We start from the raw sequence: 22,460 nt of genomic DNA, 5'->3' as shown, positions 1-22,460 counted from the left end.
ATGAGCCACTTGGAAGCAGAGCTTATATAATCCGCAAAACGAAATGTTGGGAGGGAATAAAGCAATGCATACTATTGCATAAAACAAAATCAGTCTTTGAAGTCATCTTGACTTTTAAAGTTCTTATGGGCTGGTAGAAGTCTTTATTTTTGTAATTGAATATCAAGATCAACATTCCTCTTATATATAAGGTACTTGACAAAGGTACGATAAAAGTCAAGACCACCTAATAATGTGAAGAGGGTATTGTATTGGCTTGGGTTCATTACGGGATGTTTTCGGTTTTAATGTATAGGCGCTTGTGGGTGTTTGCACAACCGCTAATAAGCCTTTGCATGGCGCCTATTGACTGCTTGGGGAGTACAAGACGTCTTGTAGTGGGTGTACAAGACGCTTGTAGCATGACTACAAAAGGCTTGTAGCGCCACTACAACTCACTTGTAGTGGGGCTACAGCTCGTTTGTAGTGGGGCTACAGCTTAATCGGTAGCGCAGCGTTTACGGTTTCTACTTGTTCAGTTTCCATGTTGCGCCGTCCTTGGTATCCTTCACTTCGAAGCCGGCGGCGGCCAGTTCGTCGCGTATGCGGTCGCTGGTGGCCCAGTCTTTGTCGGCCTTTGCCTTGGCGCGCAGGTCGAGAACCATATCTACAACTTGGCCAAAGGCTTCTTCGCGAGCATCGTTGTTGTTGCCGTTTTCGGCGTTCAGACCCAACAGTTGGAAAGCAAAGAGGCGCATGGTGGCGGCCAATTGCTCTAAGTGTTCGGCCGAAATCTGCGCCTTGTGGTCGATAAGCGTGTTGATAAGTCGGCATGCTTCGAAGAGATGACTTAACACCATGGGCGTTTGGAAGTCGTCGTTCATGGCCTCGTAACACTTGCGTGGCAGTTCGTTCACGATGGTTGCGGTGGCCTCATCGCTAGCTTTGGCGGGCTGAATGCGCTGTAAGTCGGCGATGCCGTTGAGCAATCTTTCGAGCCCTTTCTCGCTGGCTTGCAGGGCTTCGTTGGAGAAATCCACCGTTCCGCGATAGTGGGCAGAGAGGATGAAGAAACGAATGGTCATGGGCGAATAGGCCTTTTCGAGCGCCGAATGCGAGCCGTTGAAGAACTGTTCGAGCGTGATGAAGTTGCCTAGGCTCTTTCCCATCTTCTGTCCATTGATGGTTATCATGTTGTTGTGCATCCAATAACGTACCATCTGTTCGCCTTCGGAGGCCACGGCTTGGGCTATCTCGCACTCGTGGTGCGGGAAAACGAGGTCCATTCCGCCACCATGTATGTCGAATTGGTTGCCCAAATACTTGCGACCCATTGCCGTACATTCGCAGTGCCAACCAGGGAAGCCCTCGCCCCAAGGACTTGGCCAGCGCATGATGTGTTCGGGTTGGGCGTGCTTCCACAGGGCGAAGTCGGCCTGATTACGCTTTTCGCCCACGCCGTCGAGTTGTCGCGAGGCGTCTAAAACGTCTTCGAGGTTGCGGCCAGAGAGGATGCCGTAGCGATGAGTTTGGTTGTATTTGGCGATGTCGAAGTAGATGGAGCCGTTGCTTTCGTAGGCAAAACCATTGGCGAGGATTTTCTTCACCAACTCTTCTTGTTCGATGATGTGCCCCGACGCTTGTGGCTCGATACTGGGCGGAAGCACGTTGAGCAGTTGCATGGCAGCATGATAGGTGTTGGTATAATGCTGTGCAATCTCCATGGGCTCAAGTTGTTCGAGTCGCGCTTTCTTAGCAATCTTGTCGTCGCCATCGTCTGCATCGTGTTCAAGATGCCCCACATCGGTGATGTTTCGCACGTAGCGCACCTTGTAACCCAGGTGTTGCAGGTAGCGAAACACGACGTCGAAGGTGATGGCAGGTCGTGCATGACCCAAATGCGGGTCGCCATATACGGTGGGTCCGCATACATACATGCCCACGTTGGGGGCGTGTAGGGGTTCGAAACGCTCTTTTTGGCGAGTGAGGGTGTTGTAGATTAACAAGGGAGAAGCGGCCTCACCCCCGTCCCCTCTCCAAGGGGAGAGGGGCGTAGTATGCTGTGCTGCTTCGGTGGAAGGCATGGATTTGTTTTGATTTTGCGCTGTGTTATCAGCGGGTTTATTTTGTTCGTTCATATTCTTATTTGTTTTCTGCCTTACCCTTAACCCACAACCGGCCTCACCCCTAACCTCTCTCCGAGTGGAGAGGGGAGTGGTATGCAGTGTTGTTTTGGTGAGTGAAGGTAAGTGATTACTCGTTATTAACTATGATTTTATTAGGCCATTACCTCACAAGGTTTATCGTATAGATACTACTACCGTGTGCCATCAAATGCCACAATCATTAGAACTACCACAACGTTGCAAGGCTAATCACGCCCCTCTCCCTTTGGAGAGAGGTTGGGGGTGAGGCTGTTTTCAATCAGCCTTAGCAGGTGTTCCACCGCGTCTTTCTCGTCGATATTCTTTTCAACGCATTCTTTTTTGCGATAGAGCGACACCTTACCCGGGCCTGCGCCAACATATCCGAAATCGGCATCGGCCATTTCGCCCGGTCCGTTTACGATGCAACCCATGATGCCAATCTTTAATCCCTTCATGTGTTTGGTGGCTTCGCGAATGCGGGCGATGGTTGTTCGCAGGTCGTAAAGCGTGCGACCGCAACCCGGACAGCTAATGTATTCGGTCTTGGTGGTGCGCAAACGGGCGGCTTGCAGTATGCCGAAGGCTGTGGCATCTACTTCTTCGTCGGGCAAGTCGCCATCGTTCATCAGCCAAATGCCATCCGTTAGTCCGTCAATCATCAACGGACCCATGTCGGCAGCAGCCTTCAGCTGGAAGGTTTCTTTCTCTTCGGCCGAATGGCGATACATCTGCGCGAACACCACGGGGTTGTTGATGCCAGCCGACCACAGTTCGTGAACCAACGCGCGTTGGTCTCCCACCTTGTTCTTATGCGTACTCATGCACACCACCACTACCTCGGGGTGATGTTTAAGGCAAGCTAAATATTCGTCGCTATTGGCTCCATATTGCAGCACAAGGAACTTTACGTCGGCCTCAACAAGGGAGATGAAGGGTACGGCGTTATGTGGGAAGATGGGATAAACCTGCTCGTCGGCCTGCGGATGGGTGCTAGCCAGCTGCATGTAGGCATCGTAGTCCATGATGTAGCGACGCTTTGCCGAGAGGTTAGCGGGCAGATGCCTACCGATATATATGTAATCGGGCGTTTGGTCGGCGTTGGCCACCACGTGTACCTTATCCTTATCCGTGCGGTTGCTTATCACTACGGGTGGGTTTTCGCCTCCGATGTTGGCCACGGCCTTAGTGGGACGACGTTCGGGAGCGGTATAGTTGAAGTCGTTTGCCATCGCTGCGGGTATGGGCAGATGGGGTGTGCGTGCCCCAATATAGTCTACCAACGCGCGTGCCACGGGTATCTCGGCCTCGGGATCTTCGCTAAGCGACACGCGGATGGTGTCGCCGATGCCGTCGGCCAATAGCGCTCCGATGCCCACCGCACTCTTAATGCGGCCGTCTTCGCCCTCGCCTGCCTCGGTAACGCCAAGGTGTAGGGGATAATTCATATCTTCGAGGCGCATCTGTTGCACCAAGAGGCGCACCGATTGCACCATCACCACGGTGTTGGATGCCTTGATGGAGATAACCACATTGTTGAAATGTTCGCGCTTGCAGATGCGTAAGAACTCCATGCAGCTCTCTACGATGCCCGCAGGCGTATCGCCATAGCGGCTCATGATGCGGTCGGACAGCGAACCATGGTTCACGCCAATGCGTACGGCCGTGTTGTTTTCGCGACAGATATTGAGGAAAGGCACGAAACGTGCATCTATCTTCTTAATCTCTTCGGCATATTCTTCATCGGTATATTCCAACTGTTTGAAGGTGCGTCCGGGGTCTACATAGTTGCCTGGATTTATGCGTACCTTCTCGGCATACAATGCAGCCACGTCGGCCACGTTAGCGTTGAAATGCACGTCGGCCACAAGTGGCGTGGCGTAACCTTTCTGCCTGAGTACCGCATTGATGTTGCGCAGGTTCTCTGCTTCACGTTTTCCTTGCGTGGTGAGACGAACCAGCTCGCCGCCAGCTTGTATAATACGCTCGGCTTGGGCAGCACTAGCCTCGGTGTCGTTGGTATCGGTGGTGGTCATCGACTGCACGCGCACGGGGTTGTTGCCACCCATCGTCACGCTTCCAACGGTTGTTACCGATGCGTTTCGGCGTTGCATGTTAAAGAGGTCGATGCCGATGTCCCTCAATTCGCCGTCTCCGTGTGGGGTGAGAGGGCGTGAAGTGTTGCTGTTATCTTGTTCGTTCATCATTCATTTAAAGGTGAAAGGCGTTTAAAAGTGAAAGAGTGAAAAGGTGAGAAGGTGAAAAGATGCTTCGCCTAACAACTCGTTCACTCGTTAGTTTGTAAACTAGTCTACCCGTTAACCTGTCCACTCGTCAACTAATCTACTCATCCACTCGCTATCATTCGCCTTAGTTTGTCTTAAACTCGTATTTCACTTCGGCCAGTTCTTCATTGGCCTTGGTAATCTTTTGTCCCAATGTTGCCTTGTATTCGGCTAGTCGCTGTGCCACGTTATCGTCTGTCAGGGCCAGCATTTGCACAGCAAGTATGGCCGCATTCATAGCCGCATTAACGCCCACGGTGGCAACAGGTATGCCAGGAGGCATCTGCACGATAGACAGTAGCGCGTCAAGTCCGTCGAGCATGCCCTTGATAGGTACGCCGATAACTGGCAACGTGGTGGATGCGGCCACAACACCAGGCAGGGCGGCAGCCATACCAGCGGCCGCAATAATAACCTTTACGCCACGCGCTTTAGCGCCTTTGGCGAAGGCCTCTACGGCGTCGGGCGTGCGATGAGCACTGAGAGCGTTCACTTCGAAAGGTACTTTTAAGTCGTTAAGCAACTTACATGCCTTCTCCATAACGGGCAGATCGCTCGTGCTGCCCATGATAATGCTTACTGATGGGGTCATAATATATACTGTATAAACCTTATTCTAATCTAGTTTACATCAACAACCAAACACGCCCAGCTCACAACCGGCCTCACCCCTAACCCTTCTCCAAGGGGAGAGGGGCGTGGTATGCCTTGCTGCATCCTTACGGTGGCATGCGCGCTTGTTTGTTAATCGTTTACTATTTACTTGTTAATCATTAACTATTTACTTATTCGTATTTTACCATTTATTTGGAATACGTCATCATTTGATGGAACAATGCGCCATTGTTTAATGGTTATGCTCCAGCGTTTAACTTTAACGCTTTAGAGTAACGGGGCTAATCACGCCCCTCTCCCCTTGGAGAGGGGTTGGGGGTGAGGCCAGTTGTGGGTAGGTTCGCGCTGGTCTTAAGATGTGCTCGCGCTGGTCTTAGGGGACTCGTTATATCACCACAAACGCGCATACCAAGCCTACGAGGAACCCCGCCACTACCTGCCAGAGCGAGTGTTGACGAAGTATCATACGACTGGTGCCAACCAATCCGCCCACGATAAACACCAGGCAGAGCCACCACACGGGGTTGAACATGAAGAGAAAGGCGAAAGCCATTAGTCCGCCCGCTACACCACCGATGGCCGCCGTGTGGGTGGAGATTTTCCACCAAACGTTTATCAGTGCGCAAACCACTTGCACCACAAGGGCTGCAACCAAAATGCGCGCCATGAAACGGGGTATTTGCAACACCGCCATGAGATAGTAACAGCCAAAGTAACACAATATGGAGATGACGTAAGGCACCATGCGCCGCTCTTTATGTCCTAACTCGATGAGGGTCCATCCCTGATAACGGCGATACAGATGTATCAGTATCGTGGGGATGAATATGGTGGCGATATACACCAAGAGTAACACCTCTAGCTTATAGTCCCATGGCAACTGCGACATGTAACTAAAGGTGAACAACGCTATCAGCCCAACAATGGGCAGATAAAACGGGGTGAAGAGCATGCTCATCATCCGCGCGCCGAATATGATATTTTTCTCTTTCATAACTTCTTAGGAGTTAAAGGAGTTAGGGAGTTAAGGAGTTAAGCCAATAGTATTGTGGCTTTCTCGCTCCAGCGATGGCGTCTTAAGCAAATTCGCGAATGGAGTTAAGCCAATAGCACTACGGCTTTCTCGCTCCAGCGATGGCGTCTTAAGCAAATTCGCGAATGGAGTTAAGCCAATAGCATTACGGCTTTCTCGCTCCAGCGATGGTGTCTTAAGCAAATTCGCTAATGGAGTTAAACCAATGCCATTACGGCTTTCTCGCTCCAACGATGGTGTCTTAAGCAAATTCGCTAATGGAGTTAAACCAATGCCATTACGGCTTTCTCGCTCCAACGATGGTGTCTTAAGCAAATTCGCGAATCGAGTTAAGCCAATAGCATTACGGCTTTCTCGCTCCAGCGATGGTGTCTTAAGCAAATTCGCGAATCGAGTTAAGCCAATGCCATTGCGGCTTTCTCGCTCCAGCGATGGTCTCTTAAGCAAATTCGCGAATCGAGTTAAGCCAATGCCATTGCGGCTTTCTCGCAGCTCGCTTGTTCTCTCTCGGGCTCACCACAGTCTCTATCCAAGGGGGAAAGAGGGGCTAAATGCTTTGCTATCATCAGACTTTTAACTTCTCAATTCTTTGCCTTTAACTTGTTACTAGCGACTTAACGCTTTGCTCTTTTTAGCTCGTAAATCTCATGCGACTGATGGGACAAATAGAACCAATAGGTGAAACGTACAGCTTAAATTAAGCGAACACGCTACTTTAATGAGTGAAATACACCACTATTAAATGTACCATCATTTGCGCCACTCTACAAAATAACGAGGCTAATTACTCCCCTCTCCCCTTGGAGAGGGGTTGGGGGTGAGGCTTTTTTCTCATCTCACCCCTTCCTCAACCTTGCTACAGGCAGGCCCAGTTGTTCCCTATACTTCGCCACAGTACGGCGAGCGATGGGCAGACCCTTCTTTGCCAGCTCCTCTTTCAGCAAGTCGTCGCTCAGCGGCTTCTTCTTGTCTTCGTTGTCGATAAGCTCTTTAAGGGCGATCTTTATCTTGCGGGTAGACAGCTCTTCGCCATCGCCCGTGGTGTAAGCATCCGTAAAGAAGAAGCGCAGGGGGAACGTGCCCCACTTGGTTTGCGCATACTTGATGTTGCTAACGCGTGAGATGGTAGAGATATCAAGCCCCGTTCGGTCGGCGATGTCTTTTAAAATCATCGGTCGGAGGTCGGCCTCGTCACCCTCAACGAAGAACTTTCGCTGTATGTCGATTATGGCCTGCATGGTTACGCTTAGCGTGTGACGGCGCTGCTTGATAGCTTCGATGTAGCCCTGAGCCTTTTCCACCTTCTCCTTCGCATAGAGTAAGGCCTCCTTTTCGCCTTTCGTCATGTTCGCCTTGTTGTTTCGGTAGTGGTCAACCATATCTGCGAACGATGGCGACACCATCAGTTGGGGTATGTTTCCACGACTAAGGTAGAACGAAACCTTGCCGTCGTCGTCGGTGTCTACGATAAAATCGGGCGTTATCTGTTGCAAGTTACGGCCCTGCGTTTCGCCCATCGATGCCCCAGGCTTAGGGTTTAGCTTCCTTATTTCGGCCTGCACGTCCTGCACCTGCTCGTCGGTAAGTTGCAGTTGCGTTTGTATCGTGTCCCAATGTTTCTTCGTAAAAGCGTCGAAACATTCGTCTATCACGCGTCGCATCATCTCCTTTACCCAGCTTTCGGGCTTTCTTGCAATCTGTATCAGCAAGCATTCTTTAAGCGAACGAGCGCCAATGCCAGCGGGGTCGAACGTTTGCAGCACGCCGAGCATCCGCTCAATTTCGGGCGTTTCCACATCCAAGTTTTGGTAGATGGCCAACTCGTCGGCAATGGTGTCAAGATCTTTACGCAACAGACCATCACTGTCTAGCGACCCGATGAGGTAAAGCAGCACCTGTTCTTCTTCGTCGTTGAGGTCTATTTCGCCCACTTGCTCTTTCAGCTTGTCGTAAAACGAAGTGGTATCGCCATACACAATTTCCTCATACTCGGCATTATGATGGTTCTCTCGACTGAACGTTTCGGGCATCTCATCATCGCGTCCAATGTTCTCCAACGCAGCATCCAGCGCCTGTTCGCGTTCTTCGCGCTCCGTCTGCTGGTCGAAATCCTCGTCCCCTTGATCGTCGTTTGCGCCCGTCGAGTCGTAGTTTTCCACCTCGTTTGCTTCGTGCGTATCCGTTTCTAGTGCTGGGTTGTCGTCCAATTCGGCAACTACGCTCTGTTCCAGTTCGGTAAGGGGCATCTCCAAGAGCCTCACCTGCAACATCTGTTGTTGTGAGAGTCGTTGTACCTGCACCTGCTTTTGCGTCTGTGTCTGTATGAGCTTCTGTGCCATAATGCTTGTCGGTTCAATGGGTTTTCGCCTTTCCCACCACGTATATTGCGCCTGCGCGTAGACTGTATGGATAGGTTATGTTCCCCGTTACCTATATGCAAAGGTAGGAAATATGCTGCTAACGTACAAAGGGCGCGCCCTTTTTGTTTGCGAGTTTGTGAGTATTTTATTTTGTAAGTTTATGAGTTAGTGAGTTTTTTAGTCTGAAAGTACACGAATTTATGCGGGTTTTGGCTTGTGCGTTTGTGAGATTTTTAGTTGGTAAGTTTACGCGAGTTCGGGATAAAACACAATCGTTATGTCTTCTGTCGCGTAGCACGAGTTGGCAAGATAGCCATTTCTTTACCTCTCCAATCTTATTCCGGGGTCATGGCTTCTTATCCCCAACTCGCCAATTAGCCATTCCGTCGTTCGCATTTTCATCGTTTCGGAAATACGCTTACTAAGCCCAGATGACGCATTATTACATTAACCGTCGTGTTATATCTGTTTTGGACGCCTGTTCCATCTCATCTGGAATACTGTTCCAGTTGAATTGGAACACTGTTCCAACTTATCTGGAACAGGAGTCCATCTTAGCTATAACAAGGCAGGAGCTTAAAAAGCTCATTACAAGGGCTTATTTGGTGAGGAGTGAAAGATGGGGCTTGGAGGTAGGAAGGATGAGTTGGTAGCAGTGATTGGTTGTGGAACGAATCGCCTAGATAGTGCCAACATGTCTTGATTGCTATTCGATTATGGGAATAAGTGTTGCGGATGTGCCGCAGCGCGGTAGTGACAACCCAGGTTAGGGGGAGTTGTCGGCAGTAAAGTTCATATTTAATTCTTCCTATATCCATGTTACTACCAATCTTCTTAGTTTCCTTTTGTATTCTTCAATTACAACATATATAACGTTTTAACCTGTTACTTAGTATTTCTCCAGCCCTAGGAGATTATAATAAACCTGCCTTGCTCACCGATATGGTAGGTACATCTTCCCTGAAACGTAGTTTCCAACTCATCCGTATAAAAATTAACCAATGTGATATTTTTGTTGTTATCTATATAAAAATAACGCTCTGCCGATTCATAAAGTCGGTATACATAATAGTAACATACTAAATAATCTATAATTCTTTGTTTCGCATTCCGTGTAACAAGGACGAGATAGTCAACAGGGGCAAACATTTCATCCCCTTTCTTACTTTGGTATTTAGAACCACTCTTGTATATGCTGAGCGTGTATTGCTTTGTAGAATACAAGGTCTTGCAATAGTAGGCAGAATCCAAAAGACAGTCACTGGCCATTGAATCTTTCTGTGGTAATACGTCTAACTTTTGTTGAGGCATACTTGAAAGAGATTCAAAATACCGGTCATTTGAAATAGATGTAAGCCAATAATTGGAATCATTCGCATCATGCTCCCACTTTTGGGGAAGGTATGTTTGGTGAAATCGACAAGGTAAGCATCTGTTGAACTTGTTTTATAGGCGACTTTACCGTTTGACTACATGTGGACATACAGATAAATGCGCTTACAATAAAAGACGATAAATGTTTCATAGTTTCTTAATTCCATATTTTGTTCCTTTCACATATATATTCTTCTTTGACATAGAAGTCGCATTGACTTCTCTTTGTCTTTATATATTTCTTTTCACTAATGTATACGCCACTTGACTATTAATCACCTGCTCTGATTCCTCGCAGAAATAGTCCAGACTTATTAAGATGGTATCTTACTGTGTTTTCTTTAACTTTGGGATTAACGGTTTTGCCTATAATATCTCCATTTTCATTAATCTCAAATAGCGGCTTACTATATTTATGCAGTGTTATCACAAAGTCTTTTGTTATGGTGAAATCGTTATAATACATGATTTCAGAAGTAAATCGGCTGTCTAATAAGAGCTTGTCGACCAGCTTATTGTCCTTGTATGAGTTTATCAGTATATTGAGAAAGTCTATATCGCCTTCTCCTGTATAGCTGTAAACAATGACTTTGCATACGATACCCCCACCATACACAAGCGTTGTTATCGTATAATATGGAATTATCTCTTCTGACTTTATGTCAAATCTGTTTTCCTTAATGCCAGAACAAAGTTGGTCGTCAAGTATAAAGGTGGCCATTGGCAATGAAACCGTATTGCAACATACATATCTTACGGAGTCGGCAGTCATTCGGTAATACTTTTCAGCATCCTTAGAGCTGAAAAGATATTCCTCGTGGTGAGTTCTGCCACCTTCCACCTTTTCTTTGGCCGCGCAGCTGCAGTATAAAGAAAAGAGGAATATCAAAACAAGGTATATATTACTTCTCATTTATTTATAACTTTTAAATTTGGCAAGTATCCTTGTAAATGCAAATGGTGATGATGATTTGGCCATTTACCTTACCACTTGAATCAACAGTGAGGCAGGATATAGAGCTCGACCCATCCATGTCATAATGGCATCGAACTCTCGTGGCATGGCATGGTTTACCTTTTCTTCTGTTATTTCCCCAAAGACGATTTCCATACCTTTCTTCCCTTTCCTACGAACCCCTACGTCCCCCCTTCTGCTGTAACAGATTCTCTTGCCATTTGGCAACCTTATCTCCGAATAGAACAGATATGCCATGCCTTAGCTACTCCTTATCCTCCTTTTGTTCCCTTCATTTGCGCCATGTGCCCCAAACGATCCCCTATGGGCAGAGAGGTGCATGAACGTGAAGCGCACATCCTTAATGAGGTTGCCTTCTTGTTTGTTACCACAAAACACTACTTCACTGTTGCTTAAAACATAAGGTCCCCTTTTGTTACTAGTTACATTTGCCATAATGCAGCCCCTTACCTCTATCAGCTGTTTATGCCTTACGTTAATTTTACATCTTCGATGCAGGTTCTCTAAGTCTACAGGTATACTCTCCTTCTCCATAAAATGATGCATAACATGTAAAGGTATCCTATCATAATAATTTAGAACATATCTACTATCGTCCCAAGAGGAACAAATATAGTCAAAGAAACCATGATTCTTGCTTGACGGCATCCAACTCTCCGTGATCCAACCCTGTTGAATAAGTTGCTCTGGATTTTTAAATCCCCTGTATAATCCATACTTATTCCACCTGGAACATCCATCACGCATTTTTTCTACAACAATCTCGGCGTAGCCCCCTCCAATGTCGCTATGCGCCCCAGGAAGGACAATCCCTATGCCACGGCCTTGCTTAATGGCCGAATCGATTGTGGTCAGGCTAAAATACTTACGATACTCGTCAGCAGCCACAAGGTGTATCGCCTTTTTAACCTTGTCCCCAATCTGCAAATCATATCTGCTTTCGTATTTGTCAAAGCTGGGAATAATCCATGATTCGTTATCGTATGAGAGCACCGTATCAAACAAGCCCATAAATCGCACTTCTATATTTACACGCATTCCCATAGACCGAAAGAGAGCATCGTCTAAATCTGCATCCCTATTTTCTGTATATGCACTTGGAGACTTGCCAATCATGTTGACAAAGAGCCTTGCCTCAGCAGCCCCACGGCTGAATCCGAACAAGTCGAGACGCAACACGACACCTTGTCTCGCATCAAGCCCCTTGGTTAACATTGCTGCTTTTGCGGTAACCAGCTTGCACGCCCTTTCCAATTTTGCAAATATACCAGTGTCCTTAATTCCATAGGCAAAACCCGCTGTAACGTCATCTTGGTTAGAAGACACCCACCCCTCAGCATCGCGATAAGGGCTTTTCATGTCCTTTACAGGCGCTTCTGTTCCAGGTCCTTCAATGTAAACTCTATCTATACGCTTCTCCTTGCTAGACGTGTATGTCTCCCATAGTTTGGCAATGTTGGTCAGGTCGCCCTCGTAGCTGCCGTCACAATCGTCTCCGATGCGTACCTTCCGTTTTCCTGCTTTGGCAAAGCCATTAGTACTACTTCTATTATGGGGTGTGTACATTGAATTATATTTGTTGTTGCAAGTTCCATCAAAGAAGACACCGATGGTAGCTTCAACTTTATTATCTTCTTTCTGCATTTTCTTATCTGTAACAGAGTTACAGGTGCACTTCCTATTGCTATATTCTCCCATCTGTCATTGACCTATAAAGAAAATTTTTGTTGAGTGTACTTCTTCATGATTGTTATAATAGGGATACCTCTCTTCAGGTTTTTTCTGAGGGGTGCTTTTAAACACATGTATCTTCGTTTTCTCCAAAGGAAACTCATCCTCACCAACACGCAGTGATATGTCGAACCAATTGTTATACTTGCTTATCTTCACCAACAGTTTTCCGTTCTTCTTTCCATCCGTTCCAAACGCCTTTGGGTACACACTCATCACCTCGTCCTCGTCGAAGAAGAAATGTCCTGTGTACATCGTGTCTGCAACAAACCACGCGCATTCCAACTTTTGCAGCCTCGATGCAGGATAGATGGGGACACTGTCGTTAGAGTACTGCGTTTCTCCGTTCACATAGTAGTAGATGGCTTCGGGGTCTACTTTCGCATCCTTATCCTCTGGAACAACATCTATCTTGTAGTTAAAGCGTTCACCATATCGTTGCCATAAGCCGTCGGGTATGCCATTCTTCTTCAATAGCGTAGCCGCGTCTTCATGATACTTCAATGCTTCTTCGCACAACTTATCCGTTGTGTGGTAGGCTTCGTAGGCGTCTGCTTCGAATTCTTCCAGCGACATCTGAATCTCGTTGGCTTGTAAGTTGTCACAAACAAGTACCGTCCTGTCTATGCTGGCCAAGAAAAGCCATATCCTTCCCTTGGGCAGTAGTGACACCACAAAGTAGCCGTAGGTGGTCCACTTTTGGGGCCAATGCCCACGAAACCCTCCCCTAAATAGTTCAAGTATCCGCGCCTGAACCTCCTCAGAGAGTTTTATCTCAGCCTTGTAGTACTTCTTTTCCGCATACGATAACCACACTGCATTAATACTGTTTGGCATGTCGTAGCCTTCTTGGTCGAAATCCGTCAGCCCAACCTCACTACCTGGCGTAGCAATACCGTTGCCCACCTTCTTGTCTATAATGGGATACTTCCCTTTCTCTCCAAAGCCAACAAAGGCGTATTTCATCTCAATGGGGTAGTTCCTCGGTGCGGCAACGGTTGGCTCCCAAGCGAATTTTGTCCTCACACTTCTGTCCATATTGTTTTGACTATTGCACGACAACGTTAAGAAGATAGCCATCATGCAGATTATCAGATAAAGAGGGACTTTTCTTTTCCCGTACCCGCCATTCTTTTGCAACATCAACGTTCACTTTACTCTTTATATACATATTGTCTTTCGCAGAAATTTTCGTCTGCCCATCAGACTCCATCTTCATCTCCGATAATGAATGAAAATCTATGCCTTGCTTAGATTACAAATTAAACTTTACTTCCACTTCATGTTTTTCGTCATTAAACACTATCGTGGACATGTTCTGATTCAATGAGGCCGCAGCGTCTCCACGGACAGAGTATGTGCGGTTTGGTCGAAAGTTATCGTCGAACTACTTCGGGTTGTAAGTTCCTTCATTAAGCTGCTTTCTCCGCTCTTACGAGTCCATTGAAGAGACTACCCCATTATGTATGGCCCGTTGGGGCTCCTTACCAGAAGCCAACCATCACGTGGTCACTCGCCACCAGCCGTCATGCACAGCCTTTTTCCATGGTAGAATGTAAATAAGGTGGCGATACGTGATTGATGTTGCAAATCTAGCCATTTAATACAAAATACTCAAGAAAAAGGAATTAGAATACCCAAGAATTAACCCTATTTAAGCCTAGAAACCATGTACTTAATTTTACACAACAATCCTTAATGCAAGATGTGTAAATGGCCCGAAAAGATACAAGGGCGATGAAACGACGAATGACCCATACGGCTTGGTGTGTCCTTTCAAACCCTTCAGGTATCGTTGTACGTACAAGCAGCCTTATGTCCTAAGGTATTTAACGTGAGTACGATGAATTCACGTTATATTATGTTTAGGTGTTAGAACAAACTATTAGCCGTCTTATCTTTATCTCTCTAAGCGAAAGATGTTCCTATTGGTCACACTGCTGTCCTTTACTTTATATGCATTCTGTATGTGTTGATGAATTAGACTTTTCATTTCCTTTGTATTCTTACGAACTTATGTGATATTGGCAAGCCGCGTTCTACAGTAGGGTCATCATAATAATGTCCATTGACGTATAGTGATGATACAATGCTCCATTCCGTAGGACCACCCATAACCCAGGGCCCCTCAACACAAGACAGTTTCGGTTGTGACATATCATAATATAGCGTATCATCCAAGACCAAACGAACATCATGGAGATAATTCAAATCATCTATCATGTCAACACTGCACACAAGGCTGGAATAATTGGTTGTGTCTTTGTAAAACATAAATGGATGTGTAGATATCTCAAAATGATAGACGTTTGTGGAATCTATGGGCTGAGTAAACCCTTCACCTTTTTTATATACATATATTTTACCTTTGTGTGGACAATATGCATTGCGCCATTCTCTCACAGAAATAAATTCAATTTTTCTATTATAGTTGCATTTCTTCTTAGTGCAACTGACCAGGAGAGTAACAACAAATGACACAAATAATAATTTCTTCATAACGATAACATTTAAGTGCAAGAATTAATAGTCATCTTATCCTTTTGCTCCTAAGCGAAAGAAGACCTATTGGTTATGCAATTATCCTTTACTTTGTTTACATTCCGTATGTGTTGATGAATTAGACTTTTCATTTCCTTTGTATTCTTACGAACTTATTAGATATGCTCAAAGAGCCCTCAGGTGTAGGATTGTCATCATCATGGCTATTAACGGATAGTGATGACACAACACTCCATTCCATCGGACCACCCATAGTCCAATACGAGAGTTTTATCCTAGATAGCTTCTGCTTTGAAATATCATAAAACAAAGTATCATCCACAACTATGCGGAGATCATGGTTGTGGTCGATTTTTTCCGTTTCGATTAGGCTGCACACCAAACAAGAAAAGCCGGCAGTGTCTTTATCGAAGATTGATGGTCGGGTTGATTTCTCAAACGAAGTGATGGAAATGGAATCAACGGGATTGACAAATCCAGAGCCTTTCTCATACGAGTAGACAATCCCGTGATGTGGAACTTGTGGCGCGTACCATCCATTGATGAAAATAAAGCTAATCTCTCTGTCATAGTTACACTTATCTTTCGAGCATCCTAATATCAACACTAGGATTAAGAGACACCATAATATATTTCTCATAAGCTTCTATTTTATTATGAGCTAAAAACAACGACATAGCCGTAAAATGTACTTTTAAAGCAATCTATGGAATTCTTAGGGTGATGGAGTGTTACCATAATAGCATTTGGTTCCATTCCCCAGGTAAAGAAATCAAATGAAAGACTGGCTGCATCCTTAATACTAGCGATATCTCTGCCTTGTTTATCATAAAATCTCAGGTTTCCTTCGCAGACAATCCAATGCGATTTAGGAGACAGATCCATATGGATAAGAAACCTCGTTTGCAAACATTACCCTATGTCTATTTTAAATTCTTTCTCGGCTATCCCTTCCTTTATCACCTTTTAAGTACGCGTGCATATTCACGTGGAAAAGCCAATTCACCAACTCTCAATGTGTCATAAACATTTCCCCCGTTAACCCTCAATGAAACGACACTGCAATGCTCTGTTGGGGCACCCAGTGTCCAATGCTTATAATCTACAACCCAAGATAGCGTTATATTAGAGATATCATAGATCAGCGTATCGTCGAGTATCAAGCGGATATCTACTTGATGATTTACTTGCTTACTTTGAAAAAGACAGGCTAGTATCGATGAATCTGGATAGCATCTTGTTATCGTAAATAATCTAGTAGAGTCTATAAGCACAGAAAAATGTGTATCTTTTTTGAACATATAAACGATTCCTTTGTTCGGCTTCGGATGAGAAAACCAACCTAAAACACATATGCCCTTTACAGGAGCATTATACCTGCATTTCTTGCAAGTACATGTTGAAAATAATAACAATCCAACAACGACAAAGATAATATTTTTCATTTATATTTTGTAATATGAATCCTTATAAGTTATTATTTTTCAAAGTGTTTCGACAGATAATGAAACTATAGAATGTACTTTTAAAGCAACGAACAGATATGTTGTCATATTTTGATAACATTTGGCAGTTTGAGTCAGGACTACATCCCCATGTCGCAAATAAAAAAAATTCTGTTTCATTTCCAACGTTTCTTATAGATTCGTTGTTATCATTCAAAAACGTCAAACCTCCTTCATATACTATTCAATGTGATTGAGTAAACAAACCCGAATAGGACACAATATTGTCAAACATCTGCGAGTCTATCATCAGCCCCGTTGCGCCCTCCTTGCCGGCTTGATCCATACGCATCAGGCTGTACAATGGTTTCATAAGGCACCCCACTCTTACTTTTCATTGCTTTTTAACGATTCGCACATATCTTTGTGGGAATGCTAAGCTGCCAGAATAAACTGTGTCATGAGCTAGATGTCCATTGGCTGTTAGCGACGACACAATACAATACTCCCATGGGCCTCCCATCGTCCAGTGCTCATTATCTACAAACATAGACAATTTTATATTGGAAATGTCATATTCCAAAGTATCATCCAACACAACGCGGATGTCGTTCAAATAGTTTAGTCGCTTTGAGTTTAATATACAGGTCAAAATTGTTGAGTCTGTAATCCCTCTTACTAGCGCATAGAATCTAATGGTATCAATAGGCTCTGCAAAATGCGTACCTTTTTTTTATATATGTAAGCAACACCTTTGTTGGGTATCGGTCGAGGACTCCAATTCTATACGTATATTTCGGCAATCGGGTTCTCATATTTGCATCTTTTTTTTGTACATGCAAAAAGCGCCAACGAGAAAATTAAGAAAAAGAGACTTCCTTTCATACGAATTATATTTTAATTATGCTTATTTATTTTACTTTGTTTAGAATGTTGTGGCACACAATATATCCATAGAATGTGCTTTTAAAGCGCTCAGGGGTAATAATCCCTTGTTTTAAATTGACTGTACCGCTTTCGTATATAGTTGGAGAAGTAGAGATCTCAAATTCAAAGACGCCTGTAGAATCTACAGGATGAGTAAACCCTTCGCCTTTCTTATATACATAGATTTTACCTTTGTGTGGACAATATGTATTGCGCCATTCTCTCAAAGAAATAAATTCAATTTTTCAATTATAGTTGCATTTCTTCTTAGTCCAACTTGCTAGAAAGACAACAACAAAAGCCCCAAAAAATACTTTGCCATTTATCTTTTCCTATTTCTTTTGTATTCGTACATATTCGTGTGGGACAAACAATTCGTCTTCTATTGCTTCACCATCCGTATGATGTCCATTTACAACTTGTGAAGACACAACACTATGTTGTATTGGTCCTCCCATAGTCCAATGTCTTCCATCCTTTACCCATGATAATTTTACTCCTGAAATATCATAATATAACGTATCATCTAGAAGCAATCGGACATCATGACGATGGTTTAAGTCGTCTATCATATCAGCCCAGCATACAAAGTTAGAATAATTTTGATTGTATCATTTCCGTATATAGTTGGGCAAGTTGAGCTCTCAAAAGTAAAGACATCAACAAAATACTATTTCTCTTCATTGTTTTCTTTTTCCTTTACTATGATCTTACATGTTTATAACTGTTTTTAATTGTATCTAGACCTCTTTCATCTATATATCCATTGATCATATGTCCTCAGAAAGATATAGCCAACTTCTATAAAAAGTGACTTGTTTTTATTCTTAGTCAATTTAAAAGAGGAACTTAATATATTATGCTTTTTATGCCAGCTTTTACAAATTGATACTTTTTTCCGCAAATAACGTATTCTTGTTTTTTTCCGATATCCAACGTGTCTTTGGATTCAGAAGGGAAACTGTCTATGCTTCTTAGTACTACACATCTGTGTTCAAAGTCCAAGGAAGTATATTCAGGACGACAATCTGAAAAATAAGCATAAGTGATATAGGCTTTTCTGTCCAAGTAGTCAAAAAACAAAAACTTGCTCCCATCTACTGCTGCATTGTAGATAGCATATATTCCTATTCTTTCTTGCCTGTCTTCCCCTTTGAAATTTCCTAAAAAATCAATGGAACTACCATCCATGCAATACACTTTTGTGAGAGTTTTCTTTGCCCCCCCTTGTCTTAATGCCAAATAACTTATGCAGAAACTATCATTACTCTGCGTTGTGACAAAGAGAGTATCTTGATTTTTCGACTTAAGGGCTATCTGTTGAGAATTAGAAATTCCACAAGATAAAGACAATAAGATCCCTATGAAAAAGATTGTTATCGTTCTTACCATATAATATCCATTTTTGTTTCTGTCTTATTTTTATCAACCTTAAGAACTCCACACGTGCCTTGTGATTTTGCATTAGGGTTTTGGGAGTAAAATTTTGTTTCAACAATGTTGTTTGGAGAAAAACGGCCGGAAAGTCCACGCCCCAATAGTGCAGATGTCCTGCATTCAAAGTGCAAATGCTGGCCTTGCCCTGTGAAAGACTTTGCATTCCCAGAAATGCCCGTCTGTCCTATAGTATCTCCCTTTTTAACTTGGGCATTTAATCCAACACTTATCTTAGATAAATGTGCATAGAATGCGAAGTATTTGCTGTCATTAATTTTCAGAACAGCTTGTCTGCCATAAGCACTAGATTCTGTATCTACAATATATACGATTTCACCATCGGCCACAGCAAACATATTAGTACCTACTGATGCATAATAATCGAAACCTTGATGATTTTTAGTGTTGTTATTTCTCACTTTACCAAATAAGTTACTTGCTCGATTGTGACGTATTTGCATATTCTTAAGTGGATCACCAAAGGTAACCTCTTGTTGGTGAACCTCAATTTCAGGGCTTCCCGCAAACCCTTCAGCTGTTATTCCAATTGTTCCCATCTGTCTTGATTTAGAAAATTTTACATCCCATGTATGTAAAGAAGAAGTAGCAAATATATACTCTAAAATTAGACTTCCTTACTTCTTTCTTGCAAATCGCTTATATAATCCCTCACTCTGAGGAGATAATTTGAAAGAAAGTAGCGTGTCTGCTGTAACTTTACCAAATCTTAACCCTTTCTTTATTATGTATAGGATATCAACCGAAGAGCTGCTATCATCATTTCCACCAGTAGTCAATGTTTTTCTATAATCTGACAACACATAACTCTTTAATTGATAATTATAGCGAAAGGTAACATAAGAATAAATATGTAGCCCATCCCCACAGATATCATCTTCTATGGTAAAGGCATTTCCCTTAACACGCACTTCTCTAAAACCTTCATTACCACAAGGAGCAAGATTTGATGTTACATACTGACCTTTATTGATGACAAATCCAGCGCTATCTTTAATTAAGATAATGGGAATCTGAAAATGAAAGTAATCTTTTACCTTTTGTTGTTGTTCCGTAATTAGTAAATAATGATTTTGAGTCAACACTTTTACCGCTGTAACAACATATCCCTTAGGAACTATCCCTTTCATATTTTTACCCTTTAATTGCCGCCCTACAGCATTAGTGATTATCAAAAATAGAAAGGGTATCAATATACCGTATTTCAAATTATTTATTTGTCGTTGCTTTTTTGTCATAACTACATTCTTTTGTCTTAAAGCAGGATGTTGCATTCAGAAAATATTGAAAACGTTCTGAGTACGAATTAGTATGATAATTAATCACCCGCGTAATACTATTCACAACATTCCTTCCATATCCCTTGTCAGCTTTTACATTCAAATTATTACATTTCCAATAAGCTAATGCAGAAATCATTGATTCCTTGATGTTGTTAATGTTTTCAAAAGTAATAGTTCCTGTAAAATCAGGACAACACTTTTTAATTGTTTGGTTTATAGTATCATATTGAGCTCGCCCTGTAACTTGTATAAATCCACCACCTCTGAGAGACGCCAACTATCCTTCAGAAGCAGCATTACCATTTTAAGGATTTTCATAAACAAGAACTCATTCATTTTTTTTGTTAACGCGATTTTCTTTTAACTCCCCATTATAATTCTTACAATCTAGAATAAGTTTATTTTGGGGAGATTTTATACGTTTGAGTTTTAATGAAATTGGTTTTGAAAAACCATTGTTATATGTTATTATAGCGTATTGAGAATTTACATCTTTAATATATACACTATGCCAAAAATATGTATCTTGTATATTATTTACCAATTGATGGATGTTTATCTTGTGTATATGAGAATTCTTTAAATCTATTAATAAAATTGTCCCATCATCTTGATTGTTATTAATTTGAAGACATAATAATAGCTCTTCTTTTATACGGTAAGCAATTCTGTTTTGCATATTTTCTCCACATAAGATAAGGCATTTCCCATGAAAGAAATCTGTGCCTGTTTTTTTTTCGTACAACTCTATCCCCTGCATACTATTTGCTATGAAATAGGTTATGCAGAAATAATTTGTAAAATCTATCCCCTCATAGCGGGAGTTATATTTCTTCCACAAAACAGTGTCATTCATGTATATCTGATTCTCGGTGATGATATTCTTCATAGAATTACCATTCTTTAAAAAGAAATACAATAAAGAATCACCTCTTTGGTTTGTAACGCTCAATTCATAGCCTGATTTCAGCGTATAATTCTCTTCTATTTTATTTTGTGCATATATATATATTGACCTAAAAAATAAAAAGAAGAGAGAATATAGTATGTATATTTTTTTTCTTTTCATATAAATGATTTTCCAAAATACCATTTCCAATTATATTTCAAAGTTTTATTATTTTGATAATCTTCATATGGCGCCCAATAAATTTGTTTGCCTACAACAGCTACAGCCTTATTAAGTATAATATAGCCTGCAATTATATCTTTTCCAGTTTTTTTATCTTTCTTCTTTAGAGGATTCCCTATCTCAATTAAATCTCTCGTAACCATCTGTGTGTTAGGTATTTTCTTTTTTACTTCTCCTAAGTTTTTCCCAAATGGAAATTTTGCTAAGATAACCTCTTTAGTCTCCTTTTTACCATACTTTAGTTGCCCTTTGGTAGAAAAATCACAGCAATCAACAAATTGTCTCCATAATTGTTTTGTTAAACTGATTCCGCCTTCTCTTTTTACTTTTATATGTTCTGGACCTTTATCTGCGAAATCAATCCCGTCCCAACGTACAGCACCATTGGAGTAGTCTCTGTTCCCTAATAAAACGTGAATAAGAGCTTTCCTCGCATTTTTTGCTTCATTCGTAATAGATTTGTCATCTAAAGATTTCTTAGGGAAAACTGACGAAAATGATGTTTTTAATATTGCTGAAGCATATTTCGCTTGTTGTTTTACTGTGAGATTGGCTTGTTTATCATTTATTTTCTTCAAAAAAGCAACTGCGTTAAATGTAGTTTGCGTAACAGCTGCTGCTGCTTCAAAGGAGGAGGAATCTTCATGTGAAAGCACTCCTGAAATATAAGTAAAATCAGAATGTGAAATTTGTAAATATCTAGGAGTTTCAGAATATAAATATTTAGTTGTTTTCTTTTGATTCAAAGTATATGTGTTAGGTTTTGCGAGATAGACATCTTCTGAACCTGGAATATGTTCAAGAAACATACCATCATTATTATATATATATCCACATAGAGGATTAACCTTTAGTTTAGGCTCCCCTATCAAGTCTTTAGAGCAAACAATTATTGTACTCATATGTATCCTCCTTACTTCGCTTTTAGAATAAAATTATTTATGGTAATAAGACTATCCTCACCTACAATTCCGATATAGGTCACCATCTCATACTTTCCATTATCTTTGTCGGTGAAAGTAAGAGGTATTCTTTCGCCAATTTCCATATTTGTAATCTGCACATATAATGTTATAGGTGTATTAACATATAAGTCTCTGCGTTCTTCCTCTCCATCCAACCAATAAGCATCAATAAGAACTTTTCTTCTGTCTAAGGGGTTTATTTGTTCTAATGTGGCGGTTTGCCCACTATGGACGATTTTCAGGTCTTCACCACT

18 protein-coding genes are annotated in these 22,460 nt (G+C 42.6%); all 18 read right to left on the bottom strand.

Annotation, left to right across the window (positions count from 1 at the left end):
* Window positions 1-506: 506 nt before the first annotated feature.
* Window positions 507-2,117, bottom strand: coding sequence for a cysteine--tRNA ligase (gene cysS / locus F453_RS0105165; RefSeq protein ID WP_018967060.1), 1,611 nt, complete (start codon window positions 2,115-2,117; stop codon window positions 507-509).
* A gap of 233 nt (window positions 2,118-2,350) precedes the next feature.
* Window positions 2,351-4,330 carry a 4-hydroxy-3-methylbut-2-en-1-yl diphosphate synthase gene (locus F453_RS0105160; protein ID WP_018967059.1) on the bottom strand — a complete coding sequence of 660 codons (1,980 nt, stop codon included), beginning with the start codon at window positions 4,328-4,330 and terminating at the stop codon, window positions 2,351-2,353.
* A 163-nt stretch (window positions 4,331-4,493) separates the two neighbouring features.
* Entirely contained in the window at window positions 4,494-5,000 is a 507-nt protein-coding gene (gene purE / locus F453_RS0105155) for a 5-(carboxyamino)imidazole ribonucleotide mutase (RefSeq protein WP_018967058.1), read from the bottom strand.
* Window positions 5,001-5,408: 408 nt separating this feature from the next.
* Entirely contained in the window at window positions 5,409-6,017 is a 609-nt protein-coding gene (locus F453_RS0105150) for a phosphatase PAP2 family protein (protein ID WP_018967057.1), read from the bottom strand.
* A gap of 30 nt (window positions 6,018-6,047) precedes the next feature.
* A complete protein-coding gene (locus F453_RS15660; RefSeq protein WP_154650689.1) occupies window positions 6,048-6,437 on the bottom strand; it encodes a hypothetical protein in 390 nt (129 codons plus the stop codon).
* Window positions 6,438-6,892: 455 nt separating this feature from the next.
* Window positions 6,893-8,395, bottom strand: a complete 1,503-nt coding sequence (gene rpoN, locus F453_RS0105145; protein ID WP_018967056.1) for an RNA polymerase factor sigma-54 — start codon at window positions 8,393-8,395, stop codon at window positions 6,893-6,895.
* 1,666 nt (window positions 8,396-10,061) lie between these two features.
* Window positions 10,062-10,703, bottom strand: a complete 642-nt coding sequence (locus F453_RS0105135; RefSeq protein ID WP_018967054.1) for a hypothetical protein — start codon at window positions 10,701-10,703, stop codon at window positions 10,062-10,064.
* Between the two features lie 303 nt (window positions 10,704-11,006).
* Window positions 11,007-12,410, bottom strand: coding sequence for a phospholipase effector Tle1 domain-containing protein (locus tag F453_RS0105130; protein WP_169333980.1), 1,404 nt, complete (start codon window positions 12,408-12,410; stop codon window positions 11,007-11,009).
* 57 nt (window positions 12,411-12,467) lie between these two features.
* Window positions 12,468-13,535 carry a DUF2931 family protein gene (locus F453_RS0105125; RefSeq protein ID WP_025790191.1) on the bottom strand — a complete coding sequence of 356 codons (1,068 nt, stop codon included), beginning with the start codon at window positions 13,533-13,535 and terminating at the stop codon, window positions 12,468-12,470.
* A gap of 951 nt (window positions 13,536-14,486) precedes the next feature.
* Window positions 14,487-14,996 (bottom strand): hypothetical protein, encoded by a 510-nt coding sequence (locus F453_RS0105120; RefSeq protein WP_018967049.1) that lies wholly within the window; start codon window positions 14,994-14,996, stop codon window positions 14,487-14,489.
* A 962-nt stretch (window positions 14,997-15,958) separates the two neighbouring features.
* Window positions 15,959-16,444 (bottom strand): hypothetical protein, encoded by a 486-nt coding sequence (locus tag F453_RS15035; protein ID WP_081619116.1) that lies wholly within the window; start codon window positions 16,442-16,444, stop codon window positions 15,959-15,961.
* 244 nt (window positions 16,445-16,688) lie between these two features.
* The gene (locus F453_RS16435) at window positions 16,689-16,817 is read right to left on the bottom strand and encodes a hypothetical protein (RefSeq protein WP_262502540.1); all 129 of its coding nucleotides are present in this window, start codon (window positions 16,815-16,817) and stop codon (window positions 16,689-16,691) included.
* A 1,403-nt stretch (window positions 16,818-18,220) separates the two neighbouring features.
* The gene (locus F453_RS0105090; RefSeq protein WP_018967045.1) at window positions 18,221-18,763 is read right to left on the bottom strand and encodes a hypothetical protein; all 543 of its coding nucleotides are present in this window, start codon (window positions 18,761-18,763) and stop codon (window positions 18,221-18,223) included.
* A complete protein-coding gene (locus tag F453_RS0105085; protein WP_018967044.1) occupies window positions 18,757-19,365 on the bottom strand; it encodes a M23 family metallopeptidase in 609 nt (202 codons plus the stop codon). The genes F453_RS0105090 and F453_RS0105085 overlap by 7 nt, the downstream gene beginning before the upstream one ends.
* A 78-nt stretch (window positions 19,366-19,443) precedes the next feature.
* A complete protein-coding gene (locus F453_RS0105080; RefSeq protein WP_148295859.1) occupies window positions 19,444-20,064 on the bottom strand; it encodes a hypothetical protein in 621 nt (206 codons plus the stop codon).
* A gap of 373 nt (window positions 20,065-20,437) precedes the next feature.
* The gene (locus tag F453_RS0105070; protein ID WP_234398598.1) at window positions 20,438-21,178 is read right to left on the bottom strand and encodes a hypothetical protein; all 741 of its coding nucleotides are present in this window, start codon (window positions 21,176-21,178) and stop codon (window positions 20,438-20,440) included.
* A complete protein-coding gene (locus F453_RS0105065) occupies window positions 21,175-22,143 on the bottom strand; it encodes a hypothetical protein (RefSeq protein WP_018967040.1) in 969 nt (322 codons plus the stop codon). Before F453_RS0105065 ends, F453_RS0105070 begins: the two co-directional genes overlap by 4 nt.
* Window positions 22,144-22,154: 11 nt before the next feature.
* Window positions 22,155-22,460, bottom strand: a 306-nt coding sequence (locus tag F453_RS15825; protein WP_033404169.1) for a hypothetical protein, incomplete at its 5' end; no start/stop codon positions are given.

It is taken from the genome of Hoylesella loescheii DSM 19665 = JCM 12249 = ATCC 15930 (genome assembly GCF_000378085.1).
In the GTDB taxonomy this organism is placed as follows: Bacteria; Bacteroidota; Bacteroidia; order Bacteroidales; family Bacteroidaceae; genus Prevotella; species Prevotella loescheii.
This window is presented reverse-complemented; position numbering and strand designations above follow the sequence as displayed.